This is a genomic window from Streptomyces sp. NPDC008317, from assembly GCF_042955955.1.
In the GTDB taxonomy this organism is placed as follows: Bacteria; Actinomycetota; Actinomycetes; order Streptomycetales; family Streptomycetaceae; genus Actinacidiphila.
Genome location: NZ_JBIBFQ010000011.1, coordinates 228,419 through 253,413, shown reverse-complemented (window position 1 = coordinate 253,413; position 24,995 = coordinate 228,419). Strand labels below are relative to the sequence as shown.

The window sequence follows — 24,995 nt, the reverse complement described above, 5'->3', positions numbered from 1 at the left end:
CGAAGAGGGAGACCCACCGTGCCTCGTACCGGAAGGGACGTCGTATTCGTTGACGGCGTCCGCACCCCGTTCGGCAAAGCGGGCCCGAAGGGCATGTATCACGAGACCCGGGCCGACGACCTGGTGATCAAGTGCATCCGGGAGCTGCTGCGGCGCAACCCGGATCTGGACCCGGCGCGGATCGACGAGGTCGCGGTCGCCGCGACCACGCAGATCGGCGACCAGGGCCTCACCCTGGGCCGGACGGCGGGCATCCTCGCCGGGCTGCCGACCACCGTGCCCGGTTTCTCCGTCGACCGGATGTGCGCGGGCGCGATGACCGCCGTGACGACCACGGCCGGCGGCATCGCCTTCGGCGCGTACGACGTCGTGGTGGCCGGCGGCGTCGAGCACATGGGACGGCACCCGATGGGCGAGGGCGTCGACCCCAACCCGCGGTTCGTCTCGGAGAAGCTCGTCGACGAGTCGGCGATGTTCATGGGCATGACCGCGGAGAATCTGCACGACCGCTTCCCGCAGCTCACCAAGGCGCGCGCCGACGAATTCGCCGTCCGCAGCCAGGAGAAGGCCGCGAAGGCGTACGCCAACGGCCGGATCCAGCAGGACCTGGTGCCGATCGCGATCCGCCGCACCACCCCCGAGGCCGGGGAGACCGGCTGGGGCCTGGCGACGGCGGACGAGCCGATGCGGCCGGGCACCACGCTGGAGCAGCTCGCGGGTCTGAAGACCCCCTTCCGCCCGCACGGCCGGGTCACCGCGGGCAACGCGGCCGGTCTCAACGACGGCGCCACCGCCTCGCTGCTCGCCGCGGAGGACGTCGCCAGGGAGCTGGACCTGCCGGTACGGATGCGCCTGGTCTCGTACGCCTTCGCGGGCGTCGAGCCCGAGGTGATGGGCATCGGCCCGATCCCGGCGACCGAGAAGGCGCTGGCCAAGGCCGGTCTGTCGATCGGCGACATCGGCCTGTTCGAGATCAACGAGGCGTTCGCCGTCCAGGTGCTCTCGCTGCTCGACCACTACGGCATCGCCGACGACGACCCGCGGGTCAACCAGTACGGCGGCGCCATCGCCTACGGCCACCCGCTGGCCTCCTCCGGTGTGCGGCTGATGACGCAGCTCGCCCGGCAGTTCGAGGAGCAGCCGCACGTGCGCTACGGCATCACCACCATGTGCGTCGGCTTCGGCATGGGCGGCACGGTCATCTGGGAGAACCCCCACTTCGACGGAGGCACCAAGTGAGCAGCACCACCGAGCTGTTGAAGGGGGCGGCCGAGCGGTTCCCCGGCGAGGTCGTCACCCAGGCCCAGGTGCGGCACCTGGAGCTGCCGGGCGCGGGCCGTTTCGCGCTGATCACGCTGGACAACGGCCTGGACCACACCAAGCCGACCACCTTCGGCCCGCAGTCGCTGGCCCACCTGGACGCGGCGCTCGACCAGGTGGAGAAGGAGGCGGCGGAGGGCGCGATCACCGGCGTCGGCATCACGGGCAAGCCGTTCATCTTCGCGGTCGGCGCCGACCTCAAGGGCGTCGAGGTGCTCAGGACGCGCGACGAGGCGCTGACCATCGGCAGGAGCGGCCACGAGGTCTTCAAGCGGCTCCAGTCGCTGGCCGTGCCGACCTTCGCGTACTACAACGGCGCGGCCATGGGCGGCGGTGTCGAGGTCGGTCTGCACTGCACCTACCGCACGGTGTCGGCCTCGCTGCCCGCCTTCTCGCTCCCCGAGGTCTTCCTCGGCCTGGTGCCCGGCTGGGGCGGCTGCGTACTGCTGCCGAACCTGATCGGCGCGGACCGCGCGGTCACCGTCATCATCGAGAACTCGCTCAACCAGAACCGTCAGCTCAAGGGCGCCCAGGTGTACGAACTGGGCATCGCCGACGCGCTGTTCGAGGCGGCGGACTTCCTGGAGCAGTCGCTGGCCTGGACCGCGGCCGTCCTCAAGGGCGAGCTGGAGGTGGACCGGGCCGAGGTGGACCGCGGCGAGGCGTGGGACCAGGCCGTGGCCCGCGGCCGGGCCGTCGCGGACAGCAAGGTGCACGGGGCGGCCCCTGCCGCGTACCGCGCGCTGGACATCATCGCCGCGGCGAAGAACGGCGATCTGCGGCAGGGCTTCGACGCCGAGGACGCGGCGCTGGCCGACCTCATCATGGGCGGCGAACTGCGCAGCGGCATCTACGCCTTCAACCTGGTGCAGAAGCGCGGCAAGCGCCCGGCGGGCGCGCCCGACAAGTCGCTGGCCCGCCCGGTGTCCAAGGTCGGCGTGGTCGGCGCGGGCCTGATGGCCTCGCAGCTCGCGCTGCTCTTCGCCCGCCGCCTGGAGGTGCCGGTCGTGCTGACCGACATCGACCAGGCGCGGATCGACAAGGGCGTGGGTTACGTCCACGGCGAGATCGACAAGCTGCTCGCCAAGGGCCGCGTCGGCCAGGACAAGGCCAACCGCCTCAAGGCGCTGGTCTCCGGTCACCTGGACAAGGCGACCGCCTTCGGCGACGCGGACTTCGTCATCGAGGCCGTCTTCGAGGAGATGGGCGTCAAGCAGCAGGTCTTCGCGGAGCTGGAGGCGGTGGTGCGCCCGGACGCGATCCTGGCCACCAACACCTCCTCGCTGTCGGTCTCCGAGATGGCCTCGAAGCTGGAGCACCCGGAGCGGGTCGTCGGCTTCCACTTCTTCAACCCGGTCGCGGTGCTGCCGCTGCTGGAGATCGTCCGCGCCGAGCGGACCGACGACGCGTCGCTGGCCACCGCCTTCGGCGTGGCGAAGAAGCTGAAGAAGACCGCGGTGCTGGTCAAGGACGCCCCGGCGTTCGTCGTCAACCGCATCCTGACCCGCTTCATGGGCGAGATCCAGAACGTCATCGACGAGGGCACGCCGGTCGCCGTCGCGGAGAAGGCCGTCGAGCCGCTCGGCCTGCCGATGTCGCCGCTGGTGCTGCTCGAACTGGTCGGCCCGGCCATCGGTCTGCACGTCTCCGAGACGCTGCACGGCGCCTTCCCCGACCGCTTCACCGTCTCGGAGAATCTGGCGGCCGTGGTCAAGGCGGGCAAGCGCGGCTTCTACGTCTACGACTCCGGCGTGCCGGAGCTGGACCCCGAGGTCGCCGCGCTGCTCAAGCAGGGCGACTCGGTGCTCACCGAGGCGCAGGTGCGCGACCGGGTGCTGGACGCCGTCGCGCAGGAGATCGGCCTGATGCTGGACGAGGGCGTGGTGGCCGAGGCGCAGGACATCGACCTGTGCCTGATCACCGGCGCGGGCTGGCCCTTCCACCTGGGCGGCGTCACCCCGTACCTGGACCGCGAGGGCGTGTCCCAGCGGGTGAACGGCAAGCCGTTCCTGGCGCCTGGCGTGGCGAGCGTCCCGGCCTAGGACGGACGCGGCGAAGCGCCGGACGGCCCCGATGTCAGGGGGCCGTCCGGCGCTTCGCCGTTCCGGCTCAGCTCACGCGGGTCCCGGCGCGGCTCACTTCTTCGGCACGGTCGTGCACAGCGCCACCGTCAGGTCCCGTACCAGCGCCTTGCGTTCGTAGTCGTCGAGCTGGACGAGGCCGCGCTCGGTGATGCCGCGGACGGTCTCGGCGACGGTGGCCAGGACGTCGTCGAGTACGGCTCTGCGGTGTTTGGCGTCCAGCGCGGCGATCTGGGCGCGCCGCATGGCCGCGGCGACCTCGGGGGCGTAGTCGAGGCGGACCGGGGTGGCCGAGAAGACCTCGATGCCGACCGGCCGCTGGTCGGCGGCGATCAGCTTGGTGAGGTGGTCGCCGAGCCGTTCGCTGTCGCGCAGGGTGGGCGCGGCGCCCCGGAAGTCGTCGGCCGGGTGCCGGGAGACGGCCAGCGCGACGGCGGCCTCGACCTGCTCGCGCAGGAAGAGGTTGTGGTCGTCGACGGCGAAGGCCGCCTTGGCGGTGTCCCTGACCCGCCACACCAGCAGGACGCTGAGCTGGAGCGGGGTGCCGTTGGCGTCGACCGCGTCGATCGGGCGGCTGCGCCAGTGCCGCAGGGACACGTCGAGCCTGCGGCGGGTGAGCAGCGGGCTGATCCAGAGCAGGCCGGTACGGCGGACCGTGCCGCGGTAGGAGCCGTGCCGGGTGAGCACCCAGACGCTGCCGTTGCGGCCTCTGGTGAGGCCGCCCGCGGCGAAGGCGGCGACCGCGGCGAGCAGCAGGACGCCGCTCCACAGGCCGCTGGCGGAGCCGCCGCCGGGCGGGGGCGGCAGCAGGGGGCGGCCGGCCACGTCGGCGGGCAGGACGCCCGCGCGCCACAGCAGCCAGCAGACGCCGACGGTCGCGGCGAGCACGACGGCGGTCGCGGTCCAGCCGGGCAGGCAGGGCCCCGGCCGTTCGACGAGCTCCGGCGGGGCGGCGGGGGCGGGGTGGACTTCGGTGCCGCCGCTGTGGGCGGCCGGGCGGGTCTGCTCCGGCAGCCCCGTGCCAGCGGCGGTGGAAGATGTCGTCACGTGAACAGTCGTCTCCAGGTCTCGGGGCCGGGGTAGCCGTCCGCGTCGCGCCCGGTCCAGCCCAGGGACCGCTGGAACGCCTCGACATTGCGCCGGTCTGCCTCGCCCCATGTACGGCTGGGGCCCACCGTGTAGTTCTTGCCGAAGCCCTTGGCGACGAGCCGTTTGCCGAGGGCGAGTACCGAGTCGTTGGTCTGGCCGGGCCGGAAGGCGCCCGCGCCGGGGTAGGCCGGGACCTTGGCGGGGGTGCCGCCGGAGGCCCGCGGGGCGCCGGAGATGTCGCGGCCCTTGTCCTGGACGAGGTACGACCAGGTCGTGGGGCCGGGCAGCCCGTCCGCGTCGCTGCCCGACCAGCCCTGGGCGCGCTGGAAGGCGCTGGTCGCGCCGCGGTCGGACTCGCTCCACTTCGGTCCGGGACCGACCTTGTAGTACGAGCTGGCGCCGCGGCCGACCAGCATGGTGCCGAGCCGGGTGACGTTGGCGTTGTCGGCGCCGGGGCCGAAGGCGGACGTGCCGGGGAAGGCCGTGGAACCCGACGACGACCCACCGGACCCCGATCCCGAACTGCTGCCACCCGCCAGATACTTGTACCGGTAGGGAATGTATTTCCCGGAATTGGACCAGTATGCGTACGGCGTGGTCTGGACCCGGGTGGCCGGGACCGTCTGCTCGTAGCCGGTGTACGCGGTGTGCGCGTCGTCCACCCAGCCGTCGAAGATGACCGTGTGCGACCCGTGTTCGGGGTCGGCGGCGTTGTGGAAGAGCAGGATGTCACCGGGCATCAGCTCGTCCTTGGTGATCCGGACGCCGTAGCCGGCCAGACTGCCGGTCCAGGCGCTGCTGCCCAGACCCCAGGCCATGGAGACGAAGCCGGAGCAGTCCTGCCGGTACCCGTCCTTCCAGTACGCGGTCATGCTGTACGGCACCTTGGCGTCCGCCCAGGTGCGGGCGCGCTGGATGATCTGGTCGCGGGTGAGCCGCAGGGGGGTGGCGGCCGGGACCGTGGCGGGGGCGGCGGCGAGCGCGGCGTGGCCCGTGGTGAAGGCGGTGGCCTCCGACGGCAGCGGCACGGCGGCGACCGCTCCGGCGGCGCTGCCCAGCGCGGTGCCCGCGGCGGCGGCCACGACCACCACACGGGTCGTCGCGCCGGTGGCCGGTCCACCGGTGTCGCGCGCCATCGAGTCGGTGAGGCGCCGTCGGGCGCACTCCTCGCAACCGCAGGCGGGCAGCGGTTCGACGTCATCGAACACCGGTATGGACATGCGCACCACTCCTCCGTGATCGGGTGTCACATGCCTTCAGTACCCGATTTCGCCTAAAAGTTGACGAAATCTGACATACCGATGATTCAAGGGCACGAAACACCCGACCGCGGGGAGCGGCGGGACAGCGGAGCTACCGCGGTGCGGAAGACGGAGCGGCCGGAGAAATCCGACAGTCCGTCAGCCCAGCAGCGCGGGCGTGTCCGACGGCGTGGCCTGCACCGCGATCACGCGCTTGGCCTCGGCGAGCACCATCTTGCGCAGCTTCTGCGGGGTCAGCGTGGAGTGCACGTCCTTGACCGGCGTGCCGTTGATCTCCACCACCGGGATCGAGCCGAGGTCGGACTTCGCGAAGTCGTTCTGCGACTGCTGCACCCAGCCGTTGTGGTCGCCCTGCTCCAGGCACGGCTCGAAGGTGCTGAGCTTGATCTTCCCGGCCTTGACGGCCAGTTCCTTCAGGAAGTTCAGGTGGGTCAGCGTGTCGCTCTTCGGGTCCGGCTGGTGCTTCCAGACCTCCTTCATGAACTGCGTGAAGCGGCTCTGGTCCTGCGCGCACGCCGCCGCGTTGGCCGCGGTCTTGGAGCCCTCGCCGCCGTACTGCTGGTCGGAGGCGGTCACCAGGCGGTACTGGAGCTCCGCCTGGCCGGTCGTCAGCAACTGCGTCAGCGTGGCCTGGTACTCGTCGGCGAACGCCTTGGAGTCGGGGCTGCGCAGGTCCACGAAGATCGTGACCGTGACCGGCACGGACGGCCGCACCGGCAGGCCGAGCTTGGGGCCCGTGGGGGCGGCGCTGGGGCTGGGCGACGCGGTGTCCACCGGGCCCGTGGGCACGATGGGCGCGGCGATGACGCCCGAGGGCTCGCGCACCTTGTCGTCCTTGGTGCTGCGTACGTGCTGGCCGATCAGCGCGGACCCGCCGAAGACCACCACGATCGCGGTCGTGCCGACCGCGTAGGGCCGTACCCGGTCCAGGAGGGACTTGCGCTTGGGCTTGCTCCCCCCGTCCTTCGCACGGTCCTGGTTCCCGGGTCCCTTGGACTCCGTCATGACAACGCCACCTCGATATTGCCGCACCAGCTCTCGCGCCTTTTTACCATCGCCCCCATGCGCCACGTCCAGCCGGTCCCCCATGGGCGCCGCCGCGCCCGGCCGGTCCTGCGGCCTCGCGCGCCCAGACGACCGCGCCGTCGACCCTCGCCACCCGCCGGTAGCCGGAACCCAGCAGGTCACGCAGGGTCGGCGTGCGCGAGATCGCGTACGGGTCGCCGCGGGAGTCGTCGACCACCAGCGCGGGCGGGTGCGCGGAGAATTCCGCGCCGAAGGCACGCCAGGCGCCGGGGACCGCGTACCGCTCCCCCACCCGGACCCCGCCGCGCCCGCCGCTGAAGTTGGTGAGGAAGCCCGCGGTCAGATAGCGGCTGGCGGGCCGCCGGTCGGCGAACCAGTACGTCTCGGGGTGTATGCCCCACACCAGGACGCGGTCGTCGGGCGCGGTGTGCGCGCGGACCGCGGCGGCGACGGCGACCGCGTGGTCCAGCTCGCGGCTCGGCGCGGCCAGGTCCCAGACCAGGAATCCGGCGCAGGCCAGGACCGTCCAGCAGGTGACGGCGGCGCGCAGCCGGGGCAGCGCGCGGACGGCGGCCACGCCGATCAGCACCAGCGGGGGCACCATCTGGAGGAAGTAGTGGCCGTAGAACTGGAAGCCGGAGACCACGGCGACCCCGGAGGCGGCCAGCCACACCCACAGGTCGGCGGGGACCGGGCGGCGCCGCAGCGCCCAGGCGGCGCCCGCGGCCAGCAGCATTCCGGCGGCGGCCACCGCCAGGACGCTGGCGCCGCCCGCCGCCCGGCTCAGCCCGGTCAGCCAGGCGCCGCGCGGCGAGACGTACTCGGCGGAGCCGGTGACCGTCCAGAACAGGAAGCGGCCGGGTCCGGTCAGCAGGGCCACCGCGCCGACCGGCAGCGCGAAGCCGAGGCAGAGCCGCAGCGCGCCCGCGAGCGCCGGGGCGCGTCCGGCCCGCGCCGCCCGCCACAGCGTCCAGGCCACCGGGAGCAGCATCACCGCGCCGGTCTGCTTGGTCAGGGCCGCGCCCGCCACGGCCACGCCCGCCAGTCCCCAGCGGGAGCGGTCGGCGCACCAGACGGCGGCGGCGGTCCACGGGAGTATGAAGACCTCGAAGGTGGCCGCCAGGGTGTCCTCGGGCGCGAGGCCGACCGACAGCAGCAGATATCCCGCGCCCGCCGCCGCCCCCGACCGGTCGCCCCAGCGGCGGCGGGCGACCGCGGCCAGCAGCAGCGCGGTCGCCAGGTGCGCCAGCAGCGCGGCCGTGCGCGGCGGCCACAGCGAGCCGTCGCCGAAGACCGCGAAGAGCCCCTGGTACAGCCACGGCAGCAGCGGCGGCTTGCGGTCGACCACCGTGTCGTACAGCACCCCGCCGTGCGCCAGCAGCCGCGCCTGGACGGCCAGATAGCCCTCGTCGGGATTCCACACCGGGCGGGCGAAGGACGGCAGGCGCAGCAGGACGGTGAGCGCCGCGAGCAGGGCGGCCAGCCGCGACCAGTAGCGCCGGTCGCGGCGGCCGGGGGCACCCGCGGGTACGGCCACCGGTACGGCCGGCCGCGCCGGCAGTACCGCGCTCGTCGGCTGCACTTAGCGCCCGCGGCCCAGCCTGCTGTGGGAGCGGCCGTAGCCGAAGTAGATGACGAGGCCGATCACCATCCATACGGCGAACCGGAGCCAGGTCTCCACGCTGAGGTTGAGCATCAGCCACAGGGACGCGCACACCGAGGCCACCGGCAGGACGGGCACCCAGGGGGCGCGGAAGGCGCGCGGCAGGTCGGGGCGCGTGCGGCGGAGCACGACGACGCCGATGGCGACGACGACGAACGCGAAGAGCGTCCCGACGTTGACCATCTCCTCCAGTTCGCCGACGGTGAAGAATCCGGCGATCAGCGCGACGATCACGCCGAGCAGCACCGTGGTCCGGTAGGGGGTGCCGAACTTCGGGTGCACCTGGGAGAAGGCGCGCGGCAGCAGCCCGTCGCGGCTCATCGCGAAGAACACCCGGGTCTGGCCCATCAGCAGGATCATCACCACGGAGGTCAGGCCGACGGCCGCGCCGAAGCTGATCAGGCCGGACCAGAAGGGCGCGCCGACCGACTTGAAGGCGGACGCCAGCGGCGCGGTGGTGTCCAGGTCCGAGTACTTCTGCATGCCGGTGACGACGAGCGAGACCGCCACGTACAGCACGGTGCAGATGACCAGCGAGCCGAGGATGCCGCGCGGCATGTCCCGCTGCGGCTTCTTGGTCTCCTCGGCGGCGGTGGCGACGATGTCGAAGCCGATGAAGGCGAAGAAGACCACGGCGGCGGCGGAGAAGATGCCCATCACGCCGAACGAGGACGGGGTGAAGCCGAAGATCATCTGCACCAGCGGCGCGTGCAGGTCGGAGCCGCTGCCGGTGTTGGCCTTCGACGCCGGGAGGAACGGGTGGTAGTTGCTGCCGGTGACGAAGAAGAGCCCGGCGAAGATCACCAGCAGCACCACGGTCACCTTGACGGCGACGATCAGCGTGGTGACCCGCGCGGACAGCTTCATTCCGGCCATCACGATGCCGGTGAGCACCAGTACCAGCACCGCGGCCAGCAGGTCGAAGCCGAAGCCGCCGCCGTCGTGGGTGAGGACCTTGGGGATGTCGATGCCGAAGTGCGACAGCAGATTGGCCATGTAGCCGGACCAGCCGCCCGCCACCACGCCCGCGCCCAGCGCCAGTTCGAGGATCAGGTCCCAGCCGATGATCCAGGCGGGCAGTTCGCCGATGGAGGCGTAGCTGAAGGTGTACGCCGATCCGGCCACCGGCACGGTCGAGGCGAACTCGGCGTAGCAGAGCCCGGCCAGGCCGCAGACGATCGCGGAGACGATGAAGGCGAGCGCGACGGCGGGCCCCGCGTAGTCCTTGGCGACCGAGCCGGTGACCACGAAGATGCCGGTGCCGACGATGACGCCGACCCCGTAGACGATCAGGTCGAGCGCGGACAGCTCCTTGCGCAGGCCGTGTTCCGGCTCCTCGGTGTCCGCGATCGACTGTTCGATGCTCTTGGTGCGGAACACCCCCCGGGGTCGGGGGGCCGTGTCGTCACGCGTGTCGGTGTCCACCGTCACACCTCCAGATCGTCCGGCGGCCGGTCGGTTCGGCCGGTCGATTCCGTCGGTCGGCAGCCGCTACTGCGTTACTGCACTCCGGAGGTCCGTCTCACCCGAATAGGCGCGCCTACGCGTACGCCGATGGAAGAGGGGGTCCACCCGTATGGGTGGACCCCCGCGTCGTACGGGTGCGCCGCCGTGTCCCCGGCGAGGGGCGGGCGGGCGGTGGGATCAGTCGCGGGCGATCTCGCGCGCGTGGTCCGCGTCGTCCGCGAAGCGGCCGTCGATGGTGGCGACCAGGCCGGTCACCTGGCGGGCGATGTCCGGTGCGGTGAGCCCGATGTCGGCCATCACGTCCTTGCGCGATCCGTGGTCGAGGAAGCGCTGCGGGATGCCGAAGTCGCGCAGCGGCACGTCCACCTCCGCGTCGCGCAGCGCCTGCGCGACGGCGGAACCGACGCCGCCCACCCGCCCGTTGTCCTCGACGGTGACCACGACGCGGTGCTTGGCGGCCAGGCCGGGCAGCGCCTCGTCCACCGGCTTGACCCAGCGCGGGTCGACCACGGTGGTGGTGATGCCCTGCGCGTCCAGCAGCCCGGCGATCTCCAGGCACATCGGCGCGAGGGCGCCGACCGAGACCAGCAGGACGTCGGGGCGCTCGCCCTCGGACGGCTCGCGCAGCACGTCCATGCCGCCGATCCGGCCGACGGCGGCGACGGCCGGGCCGACCGCGCCCTTGGAGTAGCGCACCACGGTCGGCGCGTCGTCCACCGCGACGGCCTCGCGGAGCTGGGCGCGTACCTGGTCGGCGTCGCGCGGGGCGGCGATCCGCAGTCCCGGCACGACCTGGAGGATGGACATGTCCCACATGCCGTTGTGCGAGGCGCCGTCGCTGCCGGTGACGCCCGCCCGGTCCAGGACGAAGGTGACACCGCACTTGTGCAGGGCCACGTCCATCAGGACCTGGTCGAAGGCGCGGTTGAGGAAGGTCGCGTAGACCGCGAAGACCGGGTGCAGTCCGCCGGTGGCCAGACCCGCGGCCGAGGTCGCGCCGTGCTGTTCCGCGATGCCGACGTCGTAGACGCGGTCGGGGAACGCCTTGGCGAACTTCTCCAGGCCGACCGGCTGGAGCATCGCGGCGGTGATGGCGACGATGTCGTCGCGCTCCTTGCCGAGCGCGACCATCTCGTCACCGAAGACGGACGTCCAGTCGGCGCCCGCGGCGGCGACCGGCAGACCGGTGTCGGGGTGGATCGGGCCGATGCCGTGGAAGCGGTCGGCCTCGTCCTGCTCGGCGGGCTTGTAGCCGCGGCCCTTCTCGGTGATGCAGTGCACGATGACCGGGCCGCCGAACCGCTTGGCGCGCAGCAGCGCGGACTCCAGCGCCTCCACGTCGTGGCCGTCGATCGGGCCGACGTACTTCAGGCCGAGGTCCTCGAACATGCCCTGCGGGGCGATGAAGTCCTTCAGGCCCTTCTTCGCGCCGTGCAGCGTCTCGTAGAGCGGCTGGCCGATCAGCGGGGTGCGCTCCAGGAGGTCCTTGGTACGGGACAGGAAGCGCTCGTAGCCGTCGGTGGTGCGCAGGGTCGCCAGGTGGTCCGCGAGGCCGCCGATGGTGGGCGCGTAGGACCGCTCGTTGTCGTTGACGACGATGATCAGCGGGCGGTCCTGGGCGGCGGCGATGTTGTTCAGCGCCTCCCAGGCCATGCCGCCGGTGAGCGCGCCGTCGCCGATCACGGCGACCACGTGGTCGGTGCGGCCCAGCACCTCGTTGGCCTTGGCGAGACCGTCGGCCCAGCCGAGGACGGTGGAGGCGTGGCTGTTCTCGATCACGTCGTGCTCGGACTCGGCGCGCGACGGGTAGCCGGACAGGCCGCCCTTGCTCTTGAGCTTCGCGAAGTCCTTGCGTCCGGTGAGCAGTTTGTGCACGTACGCCTGGTGGCCGGTGTCGAAGAGGATCCGGTCGACGGGCGAGTGGAAGGTGCGGTGCAGGGCGATGGTCAGCTCGACCACACCGAGGTTGGGGCCGAGGTGCCCGCCGGTCTTGGACACCGCGTCGACGAGGAAGGCACGGATCTCGCCCGCCAGCTCCACGAGCTGCTGCTGGCTGAGCCGGTCGAGGTCGCGCGGTCCGTTGATACGGGTCAGCACTGCCACCCGTTCCTCCCTCTGCTGCCTGTCGGTACCTGTCGGCACCTGTCGAAGGTCTGTCCCACGGTTTTGCCGACGTGGACGCCGACACGGCCGGATCGCTTCGATACGGCCGATCCGACGAGTCTAATCTTCCGGTTCCAAGGCTGTCGGCCGCCCTGTGCGATGTATGTCACGGCACGGCAACGGCGAACCGCCGGGCGGACCTGGATTTCCAGGTCCGCCCGGCGGTTCGAGGTGCTGCCGCGGCGCGCGTGTCCGCCCGCGTTGTTACGAGCCGTTACGCGCGCCGCCGTCGTACGCGGCGGCGCTACGCGCGGCCGGAGGTCTTCTGCGTACGGCGCGAGACCGAGTCGATGACCACGGCGGCGAGCAGAACGGCGCCGGTGATCATGTACTGGATCGAGGTGTTCATGTTGAGCAGGTCGAGTCCGGTCTGGATGGACTGGATGACCAGCATGCCGAGCAGCGCCGACCAGACGTTGCCGCGACCGCCGAAGAGGCTGGTGCCGCCGATGACCGCGGCGGCGATCGCCAGCATCAGCAGGTTGCCGGTACCGGCGGCGAGCGTCGCGGTGTAGGTCTGGGCGGCCAGGAAGAGACCGCCGATGGCGGCGAAGCCGCCGGAGATCGCGAAGACCGCGATCCGGATCAGCGCCACGTTGATACCGGCGCGGCGGGCGGCCTCGATGCTGCCGCCGACCGCGAAGACCTTGCGGCCGAAGGGCGTGCGGCGCAGGACGAAGTCGCAGATCACCAGGGCGACCAGGAAGATCACCAGGGCGTTCGGCACACCGGCGGACTTGTTGAGCACGTACGCGGCCACGTAGGCCACGACGGCCAGGGCGACGGTGCGCAGCGCGATCTCGCTGGTGGGGCGGAACGGGACGCCCGCCTTGCGGCGGCGGGTCTGCTCGATCAGCGAACCGGCGAGCAGCGCGACGACACCGACGGTCGCCAGGATGTAGGCGCCGGCGATGTCCTGGTCCATGAAGAAGGAGCGCTGGCCCAGGATGTGCATCGGGCCCTTGTCCTGGATGGACAGCGAGCCGGTGGAGCCGAGCAGCCACAGCATCAGGCCGTTCCAGCCGAGGTTGCCCGCGAGGGTGACCACGAAGGCGGGGACGCCGATCTTGGCGAAGAAGAAGCCGTGGATCGCGCCGATGCCGATGCCGGTGAGGACCGTGAGGATCATCGCCAGCCACATGTTCATGCCGTGTGTGGTGGAGAAGATCGCGAAGATCGCGGCCGACAGACCGCTGACGGAGGCGACCGACAGGTCGATCTCGCCGAGCAGCAGCACGAAGACCAGGCCGACCGCGATCATGCCGGTGGCGGCCAGGAAGTAGCTGATGTTGACCATGTTGGTCGAGCTGAGGAACAGGCTGTCCTTCAGCTGGAACACGGTCCAGATGATGATCAGGCCGACGATGACGGGCAGCGAGCCCAGTTCACCGCCCTTGAGCTTGCGCTTGAACTCGGTGATGTAGCCCTTGAAGCCCTCTTGGCGGACCAGCAGCCGGGGGTCGATGACCTCGACCGCGGCCGGCGCCATTTCGTCGACCGGAGCGGCCGGCGGCTCCTCGTCGGCCTTCGACAGGGTGGTCTTGTCGCTCACTTCGCCGCCTCCACATTGCGCGACTGACGGCGGGTCACGGCGTTGTCCGTGGCTCCGGTGATGGCCGCGATGATCTGCTCGTTCGTGGTGCCCTTGACCGGGAAGGACCCGTTGTTCCTGCCCAGGCGCAGCACGTGGACGGTGTCCGCGACCGCCGTCACGTCAGCCATGTTGTGGCTGATCAGAATCACGCCGAGGCCGCGCTCGCGCAGCCGCTCGACCAGGTCGAGGACTTGGGCGGTCTGCTCGACGCCGAGGGCGGCGGTGGGCTCGTCGAGGATGACGACCTTCGGCTCGCCGATCAGGGCGCGGGCGATGGCCACGACCTGCCGCTGACCGCCGGAGAGGCTGGCGATCGGGATCCGCACGCTGGGGATCCGGATGGACAGCGTGTTGAGCAGCTCGCGCGCACGCCTTTCCATCGTGACCTCGTCGAGCACTCCGACCCGGAGGATCTCCCGTCCGAGATAGAGGTTGCCGACCACGTCGAGGTTGTCGCAGAGCGCGAGGTCCTGGTACGTGGTGGCGATGCCGAGGCTCTGGGCGTCCTGCGGCCGGTTGATGCTGACCGCCTTGCCCTCCCATTCGATGACGCCTTCGTCGATGGGGTGCACACCGGCGATCGTCTTGACCAGTGTGGACTTACCGGCTCCGTTGTCGCCCACCAGGGCGACAACCTCTCCGGCGTGGACCTCCAACTCGACATCGGTGAGGGCCTGAACCGCACCGAATCGCTTGGAGACTCCGCGCAACGCCAGCACGGGCGTAGCGGACACGTGAACCATCTCCTTCGCCGCCTGACCGGCGGGGATGCCGCGTACTGGGGGGACAGCCGCGGGGGACGTGCAATAAAGCACTGGGATGACATCAGTCAACGGGGAACGGGCTCATACCCCTTCCCCGAACGCTCTACCCCGGAAGCGTTTCCGTCCGGTGCCCCGCCCCGGCAGCGGGGTGGAATGGTGGGGGCGGGGCACCGGACAGGTCTTTCGGGGGCGGGCCGAGGCCCTGGGTACTACTGGATGCCCGCGTCCTTGCACGCCTGGGCGAACTCAGCGGTGCAGATCTGGGCCACGGTGTACAGCTTGTCCTTGATGACCGTGTCCTTGATGTTCTCCTTGGTCACCGCGACGGCGCCGATGAGGTGGGCGGGGACCGTCTGGCCCGAGCCGCTCTTGGCGGTGGTGTCGGCGACGTCCTTGAAGTCCTTGCCCTCGAGCAGCGCGACCGCGATCTGGGCGGTGGCGTCGGCCTCCGGCTGGTACGCCTTGTAGATCGTCGCGGCCTGGGTGCCCGCGAGGATCCGCTGGATGCCGGGCAGTTCGGCGTCCTGGCCGGTCAGCGGCGGGTTGATGCCGGCGCCCTTGAGGGCGGTGGCGATACCGCCGGCCATGCCGTCGTTGGCCGAGTAGACGCCCTTGATGTTGGCCTTGCCGAGCTGGGTGATCGCCGCGGTGACCTTCTGGTTGGCGACGGTGTCCTTCCACAGACCCGACTGCTCGTAGGCGATGTTCACCTTGCCGTCGAGGATCTTGTGGGCGCCGGCCTTGAAGGAGGCGGCGTTCGGGTCGGCCGGGTCGCCGTCGATCATGACGATCTTCGAGGTCGGCTTGGCGTCGGCGCCCATGGCGTTGAGCAGCGCCTGGCCCTGGAGCTCGCCGATCTTCTCGTTGTCGTAGGAGACGTAGGCCGAGACCGGGCCCTGCGCGAGGCGGTCGTACGCGACGACCTTGATGCCCTTGTCGACCGCGGCCTGGACCGAGGACTGGATGCCGACCGAGTCCTGCGCGTCCAGGATGAGAACCTTGACGCCCTTGGCGATCATGCTGCTGACCTGCTGCGCCTGCTTGGCGGGGTCACCGGCGGCGTTGGCGTAGTCGACCTTGCAGTCGGAGCACAGCTCCTTGACCTTCGCCTCGATCAGGGGCCGGTCGAACTTCTCGTACCGGGTGGTCGCGTTCTCCGGGAGCAGCAGGCCGATGGTCTTGTCCTTGCTGCTGTCGGACGACTTGTCGCCCGCCTTGCCACAAGCGGCCATCGTGAGCGCGATCGAAACAGCGACCGTCCCGACGGCGATTCGACGCGTCATTGCGTTCATGTGAGGTTGCCTCCCTGACAGGGCCGCAACACCGCGGCCGAGGTGCTCGTGAGTCAACTCCGGCTGACGCCATGCCGTCAAGAAGTAAACACTTAACGAGATGGCAACGACCCGTTTCGTTAGCTGTGTGAACGCTCAGTTATGCCGAAAAGGCGGGTGTATCAACCGGAGTATTACCATCCAACAGTGTAGAATCACCCATCTCACTCAGCACCAGGGCAAGTGCCCCCAAAACCTCCGCACGGGCACCCAGCGACCCGGGCACCACGGACAGCCGTTGGGCGGCACTGGGGATCGCGTACCGCGACACGGACTCCCTTATCGGGCCGAGCACCAGCTCCCCCGCCTCGGCCAAGTCCCCGCCCAGCACGACCCTGCTGGGGTTCAAGAGGTTGCACAGACTGGCCACGCCCATGCCTATGTGGCGGCCCACGTCCCCGATCACGCGACGGCAGCCGGGGTCGCCCTCGCGTGCGAGCTGCACCATCTTCGGGACCGTTAGGCCATCTCCGTGGCTGCCGCGCAGGAGTTCGAGCACATAGCGCGCGGCGGTGAAGGTCTCCAGGCAGCCGCGGTTGCCGCACCGGCACACCGGACCCGACTCGTCGAGGGTGATGTGGCCGATTTCACCCGCCGTGCCCCCCGGTCCGCGGTAGATCCTGCCGTCGATCACCAGGCCCGCGCCGACGCCGCTGGCGACCTTGATGTACGCCAGGTCCTTCACGCCCCGGCCGCCGCCCCAGACCAACTCGCCCAGTGCGCCCAGATTCGCGTCGTTGTCCACCTGGACCGGCACACCGAGCCGGTCGGTCAACTCCTGGCGGGGGTTGATACCGCTCCAGCCGGGCAGGATCGCGGTCGAACCGAGCGTCCCGGACTCCACGTCGATCGGCCCCGGCACGCCCAGACCCACCCCGAGCACCTTGTCGGGGTTGATCCCGGTGGACTCCACCAGCCGCGCGACGAGTTGCTCGGCGCGGTCGAAGCCCTGGGAGGCGGAGGCGTCCACGTCGATCGGCTCGGACTGCTCGGCCAGCACCTGATGGGCCAGATTGCCGACCGCGACCCGGAGATGCGAATGGCCGAAATCGACTCCTACGACGATGCCGGCGTCACCGGACAGCGCCACGCTGCGGGCCCGCCGACCACCCGAGGAGGTCGACGTCACCTGCACCGTGCCGTTGTCCCGCAGTTCGCGGACGATGTTGGAGACCGTCGCGGCCGACAGGCCGGTGCTGCGCGCGATCTCCGCCTGGGTGAGTGACCCGGCCAGCCGTACGGCACGCACGACGCGTTCCAGGTTGGCCCGGTGCAGCGACGACTGCGATCCCGGAGTCTCGACCACGACATCCACTCCTGCCCGGCAGCCGGAGCGTCCCGGCTGCCCGCACGGACGGGGACCCGGACCGATGTCGTACCTGCCACATCGGTGAGACCCCGTCGTCTACAACATGTGAACTCTAAGTTGAGTGTTTGGGGTGATGTCCCGTCAAGGGGGAGAGCCACACCGTTATGCGAATCGGTCGCGAACGCCGAGGAGCGGCTCCGCGCCCTCGCGGAGCCGCTCCTCGCGGCGTACGGCCTGCTCAACGGCGCTCGGGGGCGCCGCCGTGGGCTACTTCAGGGTGCCCGCGGTGAGTCCGGCCTGGACCTGGCGCTGGAAGGACAGGTACACCACCAGCACCGGCAGCATCGCGATCACCATGCCGGCGAACAGCGCCGGGTAGTCGCCCGAGTACCCCTGCGACAGCGCGAGGTTCACCAGGCCCTGGGCCAGCATGGAGTGGTCCTTGTCGGTGCTGGTCTGCGGCTGCATCAGCGTGACCGGCAGGATGTACTGATTCCACTGCCCGAGCACGTTGAAGATGCCGACGCTCAGCAGACCGGGCTTGGCCATCGGCACCATCACCTGGAAGAACGTCCGGGTGTGCGAGGCGCCGTCGAGCACCGCCGCCTCATGGATGGCCGTTGGCAGCGTCTTGAAGAACGAGTGCATGAAGAAGGTCGTGAACGGCAGCGAGTAGGCGACGTACACCAGGATCAGACCCTGGTACGTGTTCAGCATGCCGAGGTTCTTCACCATGAAGAACAGCGGGACCAGCGCGAGGAAGTACGGGAACATCGCGCCGCCGACGAACAGGAAGTAGATGAACCTGTTGCCGGGGAACTCGTACCGGGCCAGCACGTAGGCGACCATCGAGCCGAAGAGCATGGTCAGCGGCACCGAGAACACCATCACGATCACGGTGTTCAGGAAGAAGTCGCCGATGCCCTTGTCCCAGGCGCGGCTGAACGCGCCGAAGGTGAAGTGCGAGGGCCAGGACCACGCGCTGGAGCCGATCTCGCTGTTGTTCTTGAACGAGCTGAGGATGATCCATGCCAGTGGCAGGATGATCATGATCGCCCAGACCGCAAGGAAGCCGTGCGAGAAGACGTTGAGCACCCGGCCGCCGGCTCCGTCGTAGCCGGCCTCCTCCGCTCCCTTGCCCTTGCGCTTCTTGCCGGGCCCGCCCTGAGCGGGTACCTGGCCCAGCAGTCCGCCGGACTGCGCCTCGGTGATGGGTGAGGTCATGGTGCTTCCCCGCTCAGAACTCGATGCGGTCACGGCGGGAGACCCGCAGCGTGACAGCGGAAACGATCAAGGTCACCAGCATGATGATCACGCCCTGTGCGCAGGCGTAACCGCTCTTGCCGAAGGACAGGAAGTTGCGCATCAGGTAGGTCGCCATGACCTCGCTGTGGTGGTCGGGACCACCGCCGTAGCCGGTTCCGGGGGTCAGTCCGGAGACCAGGGCGAAGAAGTCCATCGCGAAGATCGAGATGTACACCCACGAGGTCTGCACGCTGTCCCACAGCAGCGGGAGGGTGACCTTGAAGAAGGTCTGCGAGCGGCCCGCGCCGTCGAGCAGCGCGGCCTCGTAGATGTCCTTGGGGATGGACTGCATCGCCGCGGAGAACAGCACGAGGTAGAAGCCGACGCCCGCCCAGACCTGGATCGCCAGCAGGCACCAGAGCACGAGGTTGGGGTCGTTCAGCCACTCGATGGGGTTGTTGGCGTCCTCCAGGTGCAGCTTCACCAGGACGCCGTTGAGCAGACCGGCCGAGTCACTGCGGTAGACCGCGCCGAACAGCACGATCAGGATCGCGACCGACAGGACCTGCGGGAAGAAGTAGACGACCTTGTAGATCCCGGCGCCGCGGACGCCCTGGACACCGCCCGCCGTGCTGCGACCGCCCACGTTCACCATGAAGGCGAAGAACAGCGCCAGCAGGATGGTGATCACCGGCAGGAAGATCAGCAGCAGGATGTTGTGCCACAACGCGGTTCTGAAGACGGAGTCGTGGAACAGGGTCGTGTAGTTGTCCAGGCCCACGAAGTTGAAGGTCTGGGACTCGCCCTTCCAGTCCGTGAGCGAGTAGCCGATCGTCTGAAGATACGGCCAGATCACGAACGTCACATACAGGACGATCGGGACGATGAGGAAGCCCACAATGAAGGGGTATTTGCGATGCTGCATGGATCCTGCTCCTGATCGAGGGGCTATGCCGGTGCGGGGGCCGGACGGATTCCGGCCCCCGCACCGCACGACGTCGCTGGGTCAGGCCTTCTTGGCCTTGGCCGCGAGCGCCTTGGCCTTCGAGATCCACTGGGCGGGGGTGAGGCGCTTGGCCATCAGCTCACCGCTCAGGTTCTGCAGGGCGACATCGAACTCGCTGTTGGTGTTCGGGTAGTTGTAGTTGAACGTGTTCGCACCGGCAGCGCTCAGCGCGGTCACGGTCGACGCGGTACCCGGACGGAGCTGGACGTCGGAGCCGACGCCGTCCTTGAGGACGGTGAGGGAGTTGGCGGCGGCGGCGAACTTGCCGGAGCCCTCCTTCGTCAGCATCATGCGCAGGAACTCCAGGCCGCCGGCCTTGTTCTTGGCCTTCTCCGGGACGATGAACGGCTCGCCCGCGCCCGCCCGGATCGCCTCGAAGGGCAGCTTGTCGCCCGTGAGCGACGGCATCGGCATGAACTTCATGTCGAAGTCGCTCGGGGTGGCCTTCATCTGCTCGTTCTCCAGCCAGGAGCCGCACGGGATGAAGGCGGCCTTGTACTGGTTCCACGCGGTCTGCGACTCGATGTGGGTCAGACCGTTGGTGCCGGGCAGCAGGTAGTTCTTGTCCACGATCTCGTAGACCGCCTCGATGCCCGCCTTGACGGCCGGGTCGTCCCAGGCCGTCGGGTCCATCGTGTCGATGCGCTTCTGGAGCTCCAGGCCGCCGTTCTTGGCGATGAGGTCCATGATCGCGACGTTGATGTAGTACGGGTACTTGCCCTGGTGACAGAAGGGCGCGATCTTCTCCTTCTTGATCTCCGCGGAAAGGGAGATGAAGTCGGCCCACGTCTTGGGCTCGGTCCAGCCCTTGTCCTTGAACAGCTTGCCGGAGTACCACAGGCCGAACACGGTGTAGATGTAGCTCAGCGAGTACATCTTGCCGTCGAGCGTGCCGGTCTCGATCGTGCCGGGCTGGAGCACGTCGCGGATCTTCTTGCTCGGGTCGTCGATGTAGGGCGCGTCGAGCAGCGGGGTGAGGTCCGCGAGCTGACCGCTCTTCTGCAGGACGTCCAGCTTGATCTGCTGGGCGCCCGAGTCGTCGATGACGTCCGGCGGGCTGCCGGCGTTGAAGCGCGGCTGGAGCTTGCCGGCGATGTCCTGCGTGGGCAGGACGCTGGACTTGGAGCCCGGGTGCTTGGACTCGTACAGCTTGCCGAGCGCGGTGGCGTAGTCGTGGCCGTAACCACCGTCGAAGATGACGATGTCGAGGGCCGTGGAGTCGTTCACGCCGAAGGGGTTGTCCTTCGAGGCCGCAGTCGCGCTCTTGGTGGGCTTGTCGCTACTGCTGTCACCGCCGCTGGACGCGCAGGCGCTCAGCAGACCGGCCGACGGAATGGCTACGAGGCCAAGCGCCGCGGAACGCTTGACCAGATCCCGGCGGTTCATTTCGGATCCCATGCTCAAGTCCTCGCTCTCATCAGGACTCATGCGGTGCAGCGGAATCCGCCGACGACCGCGAACAGTTGAAGCTTGAGTGATGCCGTGCATCCATCGAGGAGGGGTACGTCACCGTAGGCCGCCGGGTGTTTCTGCCCGACGTTCCCCCCCGCCCCGCCCCGCTGTGAGCGGGTTCCTTGGACGCCGACAGGTATAGTCCACTTGCAGTCGGCAGGGCAAGATCGAATGATGGTTTGGGCGGCAAGCTTTCCCGAGTTGAGACCTCCGCGAAACGTGGGATGTCTCACCGATCCCGAGCGCGCCGGATCTTGTATTCACTAGTCAACACGACTGTCACGGAAGTGCGTTCAAGTAGTGAAGACCGAACCGGGCCGAGCCGGTCTGCATGTACGGACATAAGCGGACGGGCCGCACTCCCCTGAGAGGAGCGCGGCCCGCCTGCGGTTTCTTCTGCGTATCCGCCGTAGCGGAACGTCACTTGATCGTTACTTGCGGATCAGCGACCGCAATACGTACTGCATGATGCCGCCGTTGCGGTAGTAGTCGGCCTCTCCGGGGGTGTCGATCCGGACAACGGCGTCGAACTCCACGCCGGTGTCGGTGGTGACCTTCACCGTGCGCGGGGTCGTGCCGTCGTTCAGCTCGGTCACGCCGGAGATGGCGAACGTCTCCTCGCCCGTGAGCCCCAGGGAGGCCGCGGAGGCGCCCTCGGGGTACTGGAGCGGCAGCACGCCCATGCCGATCAGGTTGGAGCGGTGGATGCGCTCGTAGGACTCCGCGACGACCGCCTTGACGCCGAGCAGCGCGGTGCCCTTGGCCGCCCAGTCGCGGGACGAGCCGGAGCCGTACTCCTTGCCCGCCAGGACGACCAGCGGCACGCCCTGCTCGATGTAGTTGCGCGAGGCGTCGTAGATGAAGGCGACCGGGCCGTCCGCCTGGGTGAAGTCGCGGGTGTAGCCGCCCTCGGTGCCCGGCGCGATCTGGTTGCGCAGCCGGATGTTGGCGAAGGTGCCGCGGATCATGACCTCGTGGTTGCCGCGGCGCGAGCCGTAGCTGTTGAAGTCGCGGCGGTCGACGCCGTGTCCGGTGAGGTACTTGCCCGCCGGGGTGTCGGCCTTGATCGCGCCGGCCGGCGAGATGTGGTCGGTGGTGACCGAGTCGCCGAGCTTGGCCAGGACGCGGGCGCCCTCGATGTCGGTGACCGGGGTGGTCTCCATCGTCATGCCCTCGAAGTACGGGGGCTTGCGGACGTAGGTGGACTGCGGGTCCCACTCGAAGGTGTCGCCGGTCGGGATCGACAGCGCCTGCCACTGCGCGTCGCCCGCGAAGACGTCGCGGTAGGACTCGTTGAACATGTCCTGGCCGATCGCGGACGCGACCACGTCGTTGACCTCGGCCTCGGTCGGCCAGATGTCCTGGAGGCGGACCGGCTTGCCGTCGGTGTCGGTGCCGAGGACGTCCTCGGTGATGTTCACCTTCATCGAGCCCGCGATGGCGTACGCGACGACCAGCGGCGGCGACGCCAGGTAGTTCATCTTGACGTCCGGGTTGATCCGGCCCTCGAAGTTGCGGTTGCCCGAGAGCACCGCGGCGACCGCGAGGTCCGCCTCGTTGACCGCCTTGGAGACCTCCTCGGGCAGCGGGCCCGAGTTGCCGATGCAGGTGGTGCAGCCGTAACCGACCAGGTTGAAGCCGAGCTTGTCCAGGTACGGGGTCAGGCCCGCCTTGTCGAAGTAGTCCGTGACGACCTTGGAGCCGGGCGCCAGCGTCGTCTTCACCCACGGCTTGCGGGTCAGACCGCGCTCGACCGCCTTCTTGGCGACCAGGGCGGCGGCGACCATCACGTACGGGTTCGAGGTGTTGGTGCACGAGGTGATCGCGGCGACGGTGACGGCGCCGTGGTCGATCTCGTACGTGCTGCCGTCGGGGGCGGTCACCACGGTCGGCTTGGTCGGCACGCCGTTGTGGGTGGCCGGGGAGTCGGAGGCCGGGAAGGACTCCTTGCCCGCCTCCTCGTCGTCGGTCACGTAGTTGCGCACGTCGCGGGCGAACTGCTGGGAGGCGTTCGCCAGGACGATACGGTCCTGCGGGCGCTTGGGCCCGGCGATCGACGGGACGACGGTGGCGAGGTCCAGCTCCAGCTTCTCGGAGAAGTCCGGCTCGGCGGCCGGGTCCAGCCACAGGCCCTGCTCCTTGGCGTACGCCTCGACCAGCGCGACCTGCTGCGCGTCCCGGCCGGTCAGCCGCAGGTACTTCAGCGTCTCCTCGTCGATCGGGAAGATCGCCGCGGTGGAGCCGAACTCCGGCGACATGTTGCCGATGGTGGCGCGGTTGGCCAGCGACGTGGCGCCGACGCCCTCGCCGTAGAACTCCACGAACTTGCCGACCACGCCGTGCTTGCGCAGCATCTCGGTGATGGTCAGCACCAGGTCGGTGGCGGTGGTGCCGGTGGGCAGCTCGCCGGTCAGCTTGAATCCGACGACCCGCGGGATCAGCATGGACACCGGCTGGCCCAGCATCGCGGCCTCGGCCTCGATGCCGCCGACGCCCCAGCCGAGCACGCCGAGGCCGTTGACCATGGTGGTGTGCGAGTCGGTGCCGACCAGGGTGTCCGGGTACGCCTGGCCGCCGCGGACCATGACGGTACGGGCCAGGTGCTCGATGTTCACCTGGTGAACGATGCCGGTGCCGGGCGGGACGACCTTGAACTCGTCGAACGCGGTCTGGCCCCAGCGCAGGAACTGGTAGCGCTCCTTGTTGCGGCCGTACTCCAGCTCCACATTCTGCGCGAAGGAGTCGGCGGTGCCGAAGCGGTCGGCGATCACCGAGTGGTCGATGACCAGCTCGGCAGGGGCGAGCGGGTTGATCCGGGCGGCGTCGCCGCCGAGCTCCTTGACGGCCTCGCGCATGGTGGCCAGGTCCACGACGCAGGGCACACCCGTGAAGTCCTGCATGATCACGCGGGCCGGCGTGAACTGGATCTCCTGGCTCGGCTGGGCCTGGGAGTCCCAGCCGCCCAGCGCCCGGATGTGGTCGGCGGTGATGTTCGCGCCGTCCTCGGTACGCAGCAGGTTCTCCAGCAGCACCTTCAGGCTGTACGGCAGCCGGGCCGCGCCCGCCACCTTGTCCAGCCGGAAGATCTCGTACGACTCGTCGCCCACGCGCAGCGTGCTGCGGGCGTCGAAGCTGTTCGCCGACACGACAGTCTCCTTCATGCGTCGTCTTGCGTCATTGCGCGCGTACCACCGCGGTCCCCCGGTCCGGCCGCATGTCGGTGACATGCCCGCCGGCCGGTCCGCTAAGGTGGGCTCTGGTTAGGTAACCCTTACCTCGTGCGGTGCGGTCGTCGTACGCCTCAGCAGATATCTCGATGTCGAGATAACTCTAGTACATGACCGCCGCTGGGTCATGCCCGGCCCACCCGGGGACGGCGGCGTGGCGCGCGCCGGGTCGGACGGGCGGGTCGGACGGGCGTGACCGACGGCGTGACCGACGGGTGTGCCGTGCCGCGGGTCGGACGCGGGACGGGGCGCGGGGGTGTGCCCGCTTGACGGGTGCCGGGACAATGCCCTCATGCGGTATGCGACGGAGGACGAGGGCGCGAGGGTCGCGGCGGTCCTGGCCGAGGCGGCGCGGCGGATGGCCGCGCTGCGCGGGGCGCCGCCTTTCCGGGTGTGCGCGGTGACCGGTCCCGCGCCGGAACCGGCGTGGTTCGCCGAGGGCCACAGAAGAGACGACGTATGGCAGCGGATCACCGTGCGGCACGGACGGCTGGGGCAGGACGAGGCGGCGGTCTGGGTGACCAGCGCGGTGCGTGCCGCCGAGCCGGTGAGCCTGGCCGAGTCGCTGCGGCTGGAGCGGGACGGGTACCCGCGGGCGGACGAGGACCCTTCGGCGCGGGAGGCCGGGGCAGGCCGTACGTCGCGGGCGGAGGTCGTCGTGGACGGTGCGCCGCGGGCGGCCGATGTCCTGACGGAAGGGACGTGGTGGGCGGCGCGGATCGAGGCGGTGACGGACGCCGACGCGGATGCGGATGCGGACGCGGATGCGGATGCGGACGCTGACGCTGACGCGGAATCCGTCACGGTCACCGTCGTCGGGCACCACGTGCCCATCGGACAGGTCCGGTTGGCGACCGTGACCGACCTCGGACCGTACATCGACGCCAGGGAAGCGGAGTTGGCGCGACTGCGGACCTGACCCGCGGGACCCGTCGTGCGGCCGACGGGGAGATCCACAACGGCAACGGGACGTGATACCAAGGTGGGTGACGCAAC

The 24,995-nt window shown here is 69.8% G+C and carries 17 protein-coding genes; 3 read left to right on the top strand and 14 right to left on the bottom strand.

What is annotated here, in order from left to right; genetic code table 11:
• Positions 1-18: 18 nt before the first annotated feature.
• Together ACFY9V_RS31145 and ACFY9V_RS31140 are read left to right on the top strand one after the other, a co-directional pair.
• Positions 19-1,239, top strand: coding sequence for an acetyl-CoA C-acyltransferase (locus tag ACFY9V_RS31145; RefSeq protein WP_355338657.1), 1,221 nt, complete (start codon positions 19-21; stop codon positions 1,237-1,239).
• On the top strand, positions 1,236-3,362 hold the full coding sequence (locus ACFY9V_RS31140) for a 3-hydroxyacyl-CoA dehydrogenase NAD-binding domain-containing protein (protein ID WP_355338654.1): 2,127 nt from the start codon (positions 1,236-1,238) through the stop codon (positions 3,360-3,362). Before ACFY9V_RS31145 ends, ACFY9V_RS31140 begins: the two co-directional genes overlap by 4 nt.
• 93 nt (positions 3,363-3,455) lie before the next feature.
• Here the strand turns inward: ACFY9V_RS31140 and ACFY9V_RS31135 are convergent, their stop codons facing one another.
• The 14 genes from ACFY9V_RS31135 to acnA form a co-directional block, all read right to left on the bottom strand.
• The gene (locus ACFY9V_RS31135) at positions 3,456-4,448 is read right to left on the bottom strand and encodes an SPFH domain-containing protein (RefSeq protein WP_355338651.1); all 993 of its coding nucleotides are present in this window, start codon (positions 4,446-4,448) and stop codon (positions 3,456-3,458) included.
• Entirely contained in the window at positions 4,445-5,710 is a 1,266-nt protein-coding gene (locus ACFY9V_RS31130; protein ID WP_355338648.1) for a peptidoglycan-binding protein, read from the bottom strand. Before ACFY9V_RS31130 ends, ACFY9V_RS31135 begins: the two co-directional genes overlap by 4 nt.
• A gap of 180 nt (positions 5,711-5,890) precedes the next feature.
• Complete coding sequence (locus ACFY9V_RS31125) at positions 5,891-6,757, bottom strand: thioredoxin domain-containing protein (protein WP_391048769.1); 867 nt, start codon at positions 6,755-6,757, stop codon at positions 5,891-5,893.
• Between the two features lie 43 nt (positions 6,758-6,800).
• Positions 6,801-8,360: a glycosyltransferase gene (locus ACFY9V_RS31120; protein WP_391163882.1), complete on the bottom strand. Its 1,560-nt coding sequence runs from the start codon at positions 8,358-8,360 to the stop codon at positions 6,801-6,803.
• Positions 8,361-9,866: an amino acid permease gene (locus ACFY9V_RS31115; protein WP_391163881.1), complete on the bottom strand. Its 1,506-nt coding sequence runs from the start codon at positions 9,864-9,866 to the stop codon at positions 8,361-8,363.
• Between the two features lie 219 nt (positions 9,867-10,085).
• Positions 10,086-12,011: a 1-deoxy-D-xylulose-5-phosphate synthase gene (dxs, locus tag ACFY9V_RS31110; RefSeq protein WP_355338639.1), complete on the bottom strand. Its 1,926-nt coding sequence runs from the start codon at positions 12,009-12,011 to the stop codon at positions 10,086-10,088.
• 304 nt (positions 12,012-12,315) lie between these two features.
• A complete protein-coding gene (locus tag ACFY9V_RS31105; RefSeq protein ID WP_355338636.1) occupies positions 12,316-13,623 on the bottom strand; it encodes a sugar ABC transporter permease in 1,308 nt (435 codons plus the stop codon).
• A complete protein-coding gene (locus ACFY9V_RS31100) occupies positions 13,620-14,408 on the bottom strand; it encodes an ATP-binding cassette domain-containing protein (protein WP_188282659.1) in 789 nt (262 codons plus the stop codon). Before ACFY9V_RS31100 ends, ACFY9V_RS31105 begins: the two co-directional genes overlap by 4 nt.
• Before the next feature lie 230 nt (positions 14,409-14,638).
• Entirely contained in the window at positions 14,639-15,721 is a 1,083-nt protein-coding gene (locus ACFY9V_RS31095) for a substrate-binding domain-containing protein (protein WP_355338632.1), read from the bottom strand.
• A 139-nt stretch (positions 15,722-15,860) separates the two neighbouring features.
• A complete protein-coding gene (locus ACFY9V_RS31090) occupies positions 15,861-17,075 on the bottom strand; it encodes an ROK family transcriptional regulator (RefSeq protein WP_355338629.1) in 1,215 nt (404 codons plus the stop codon).
• Between the two features lie 261 nt (positions 17,076-17,336).
• Positions 17,337-18,293, bottom strand: coding sequence for a carbohydrate ABC transporter permease (locus tag ACFY9V_RS31085; RefSeq protein WP_355338626.1), 957 nt, complete (start codon positions 18,291-18,293; stop codon positions 17,337-17,339).
• Positions 18,294-18,306: 13 nt separating this feature from the next.
• Entirely contained in the window at positions 18,307-19,239 is a 933-nt protein-coding gene (locus ACFY9V_RS31080) for a sugar ABC transporter permease (RefSeq protein ID WP_355338623.1), read from the bottom strand.
• Positions 19,240-19,320: 81 nt separating this feature from the next.
• Complete coding sequence (gene ngcE / locus ACFY9V_RS31075; RefSeq protein ID WP_355338620.1) at positions 19,321-20,718, bottom strand: N-acetylglucosamine/diacetylchitobiose ABC transporter substrate-binding protein; 1,398 nt, start codon at positions 20,716-20,718, stop codon at positions 19,321-19,323.
• Between the two features lie 485 nt (positions 20,719-21,203).
• The gene (gene acnA / locus ACFY9V_RS31070) at positions 21,204-23,918 is read right to left on the bottom strand and encodes an aconitate hydratase AcnA (protein ID WP_355338617.1); all 2,715 of its coding nucleotides are present in this window, start codon (positions 23,916-23,918) and stop codon (positions 21,204-21,206) included.
• Between the two features lie 373 nt (positions 23,919-24,291).
• Here acnA and ACFY9V_RS31065 point away from each other — a divergent pair, with 373 nt between their 5' ends.
• Positions 24,292-24,918, top strand: a complete 627-nt coding sequence (locus ACFY9V_RS31065) for a hypothetical protein (RefSeq protein WP_391163880.1) — start codon at positions 24,292-24,294, stop codon at positions 24,916-24,918.
• Positions 24,919-24,995 lie beyond the last annotated feature (77 nt).

Excerpts from the sequence above, each read along its gene's own strand:
- ACFY9V_RS31130 (WP_355338648.1), bottom strand. The coding sequence starts at position 5,710 with ATGTCCATACCGGTGTTCGATGACGTCGAACCGCTGCCCGCCTGCGGT.
- ngcE (WP_355338620.1), bottom strand. The coding sequence starts at position 20,718 with ATGGGATCCGAAATGAACCGCCGGGATCTGGTCAAGCGTTCCGCGGCG.
- ACFY9V_RS31085 (WP_355338626.1), bottom strand. The coding sequence starts at position 18,293 with ATGACCTCACCCATCACCGAGGCGCAGTCCGGCGGACTGCTGGGCCAG.
- ACFY9V_RS31080 (WP_355338623.1), bottom strand. The coding sequence starts at position 19,239 with ATGCAGCATCGCAAATACCCCTTCATTGTGGGCTTCCTCATCGTCCCG.
- ACFY9V_RS31095 (WP_355338632.1), bottom strand. The coding sequence starts at position 15,721 with ATGAACGCAATGACGCGTCGAATCGCCGTCGGGACGGTCGCTGTTTCG.
- ACFY9V_RS31065 (WP_391163880.1), top strand. The coding sequence starts at position 24,292 with ATGCGGTATGCGACGGAGGACGAGGGCGCGAGGGTCGCGGCGGTCCTG.
- ACFY9V_RS31100 (WP_188282659.1), bottom strand. The coding sequence starts at position 14,408 with ATGGTTCACGTGTCCGCTACGCCCGTGCTGGCGTTGCGCGGAGTCTCC.
- ACFY9V_RS31125 (WP_391048769.1), bottom strand. The coding sequence starts at position 6,757 with ATGACGGAGTCCAAGGGACCCGGGAACCAGGACCGTGCGAAGGACGGG.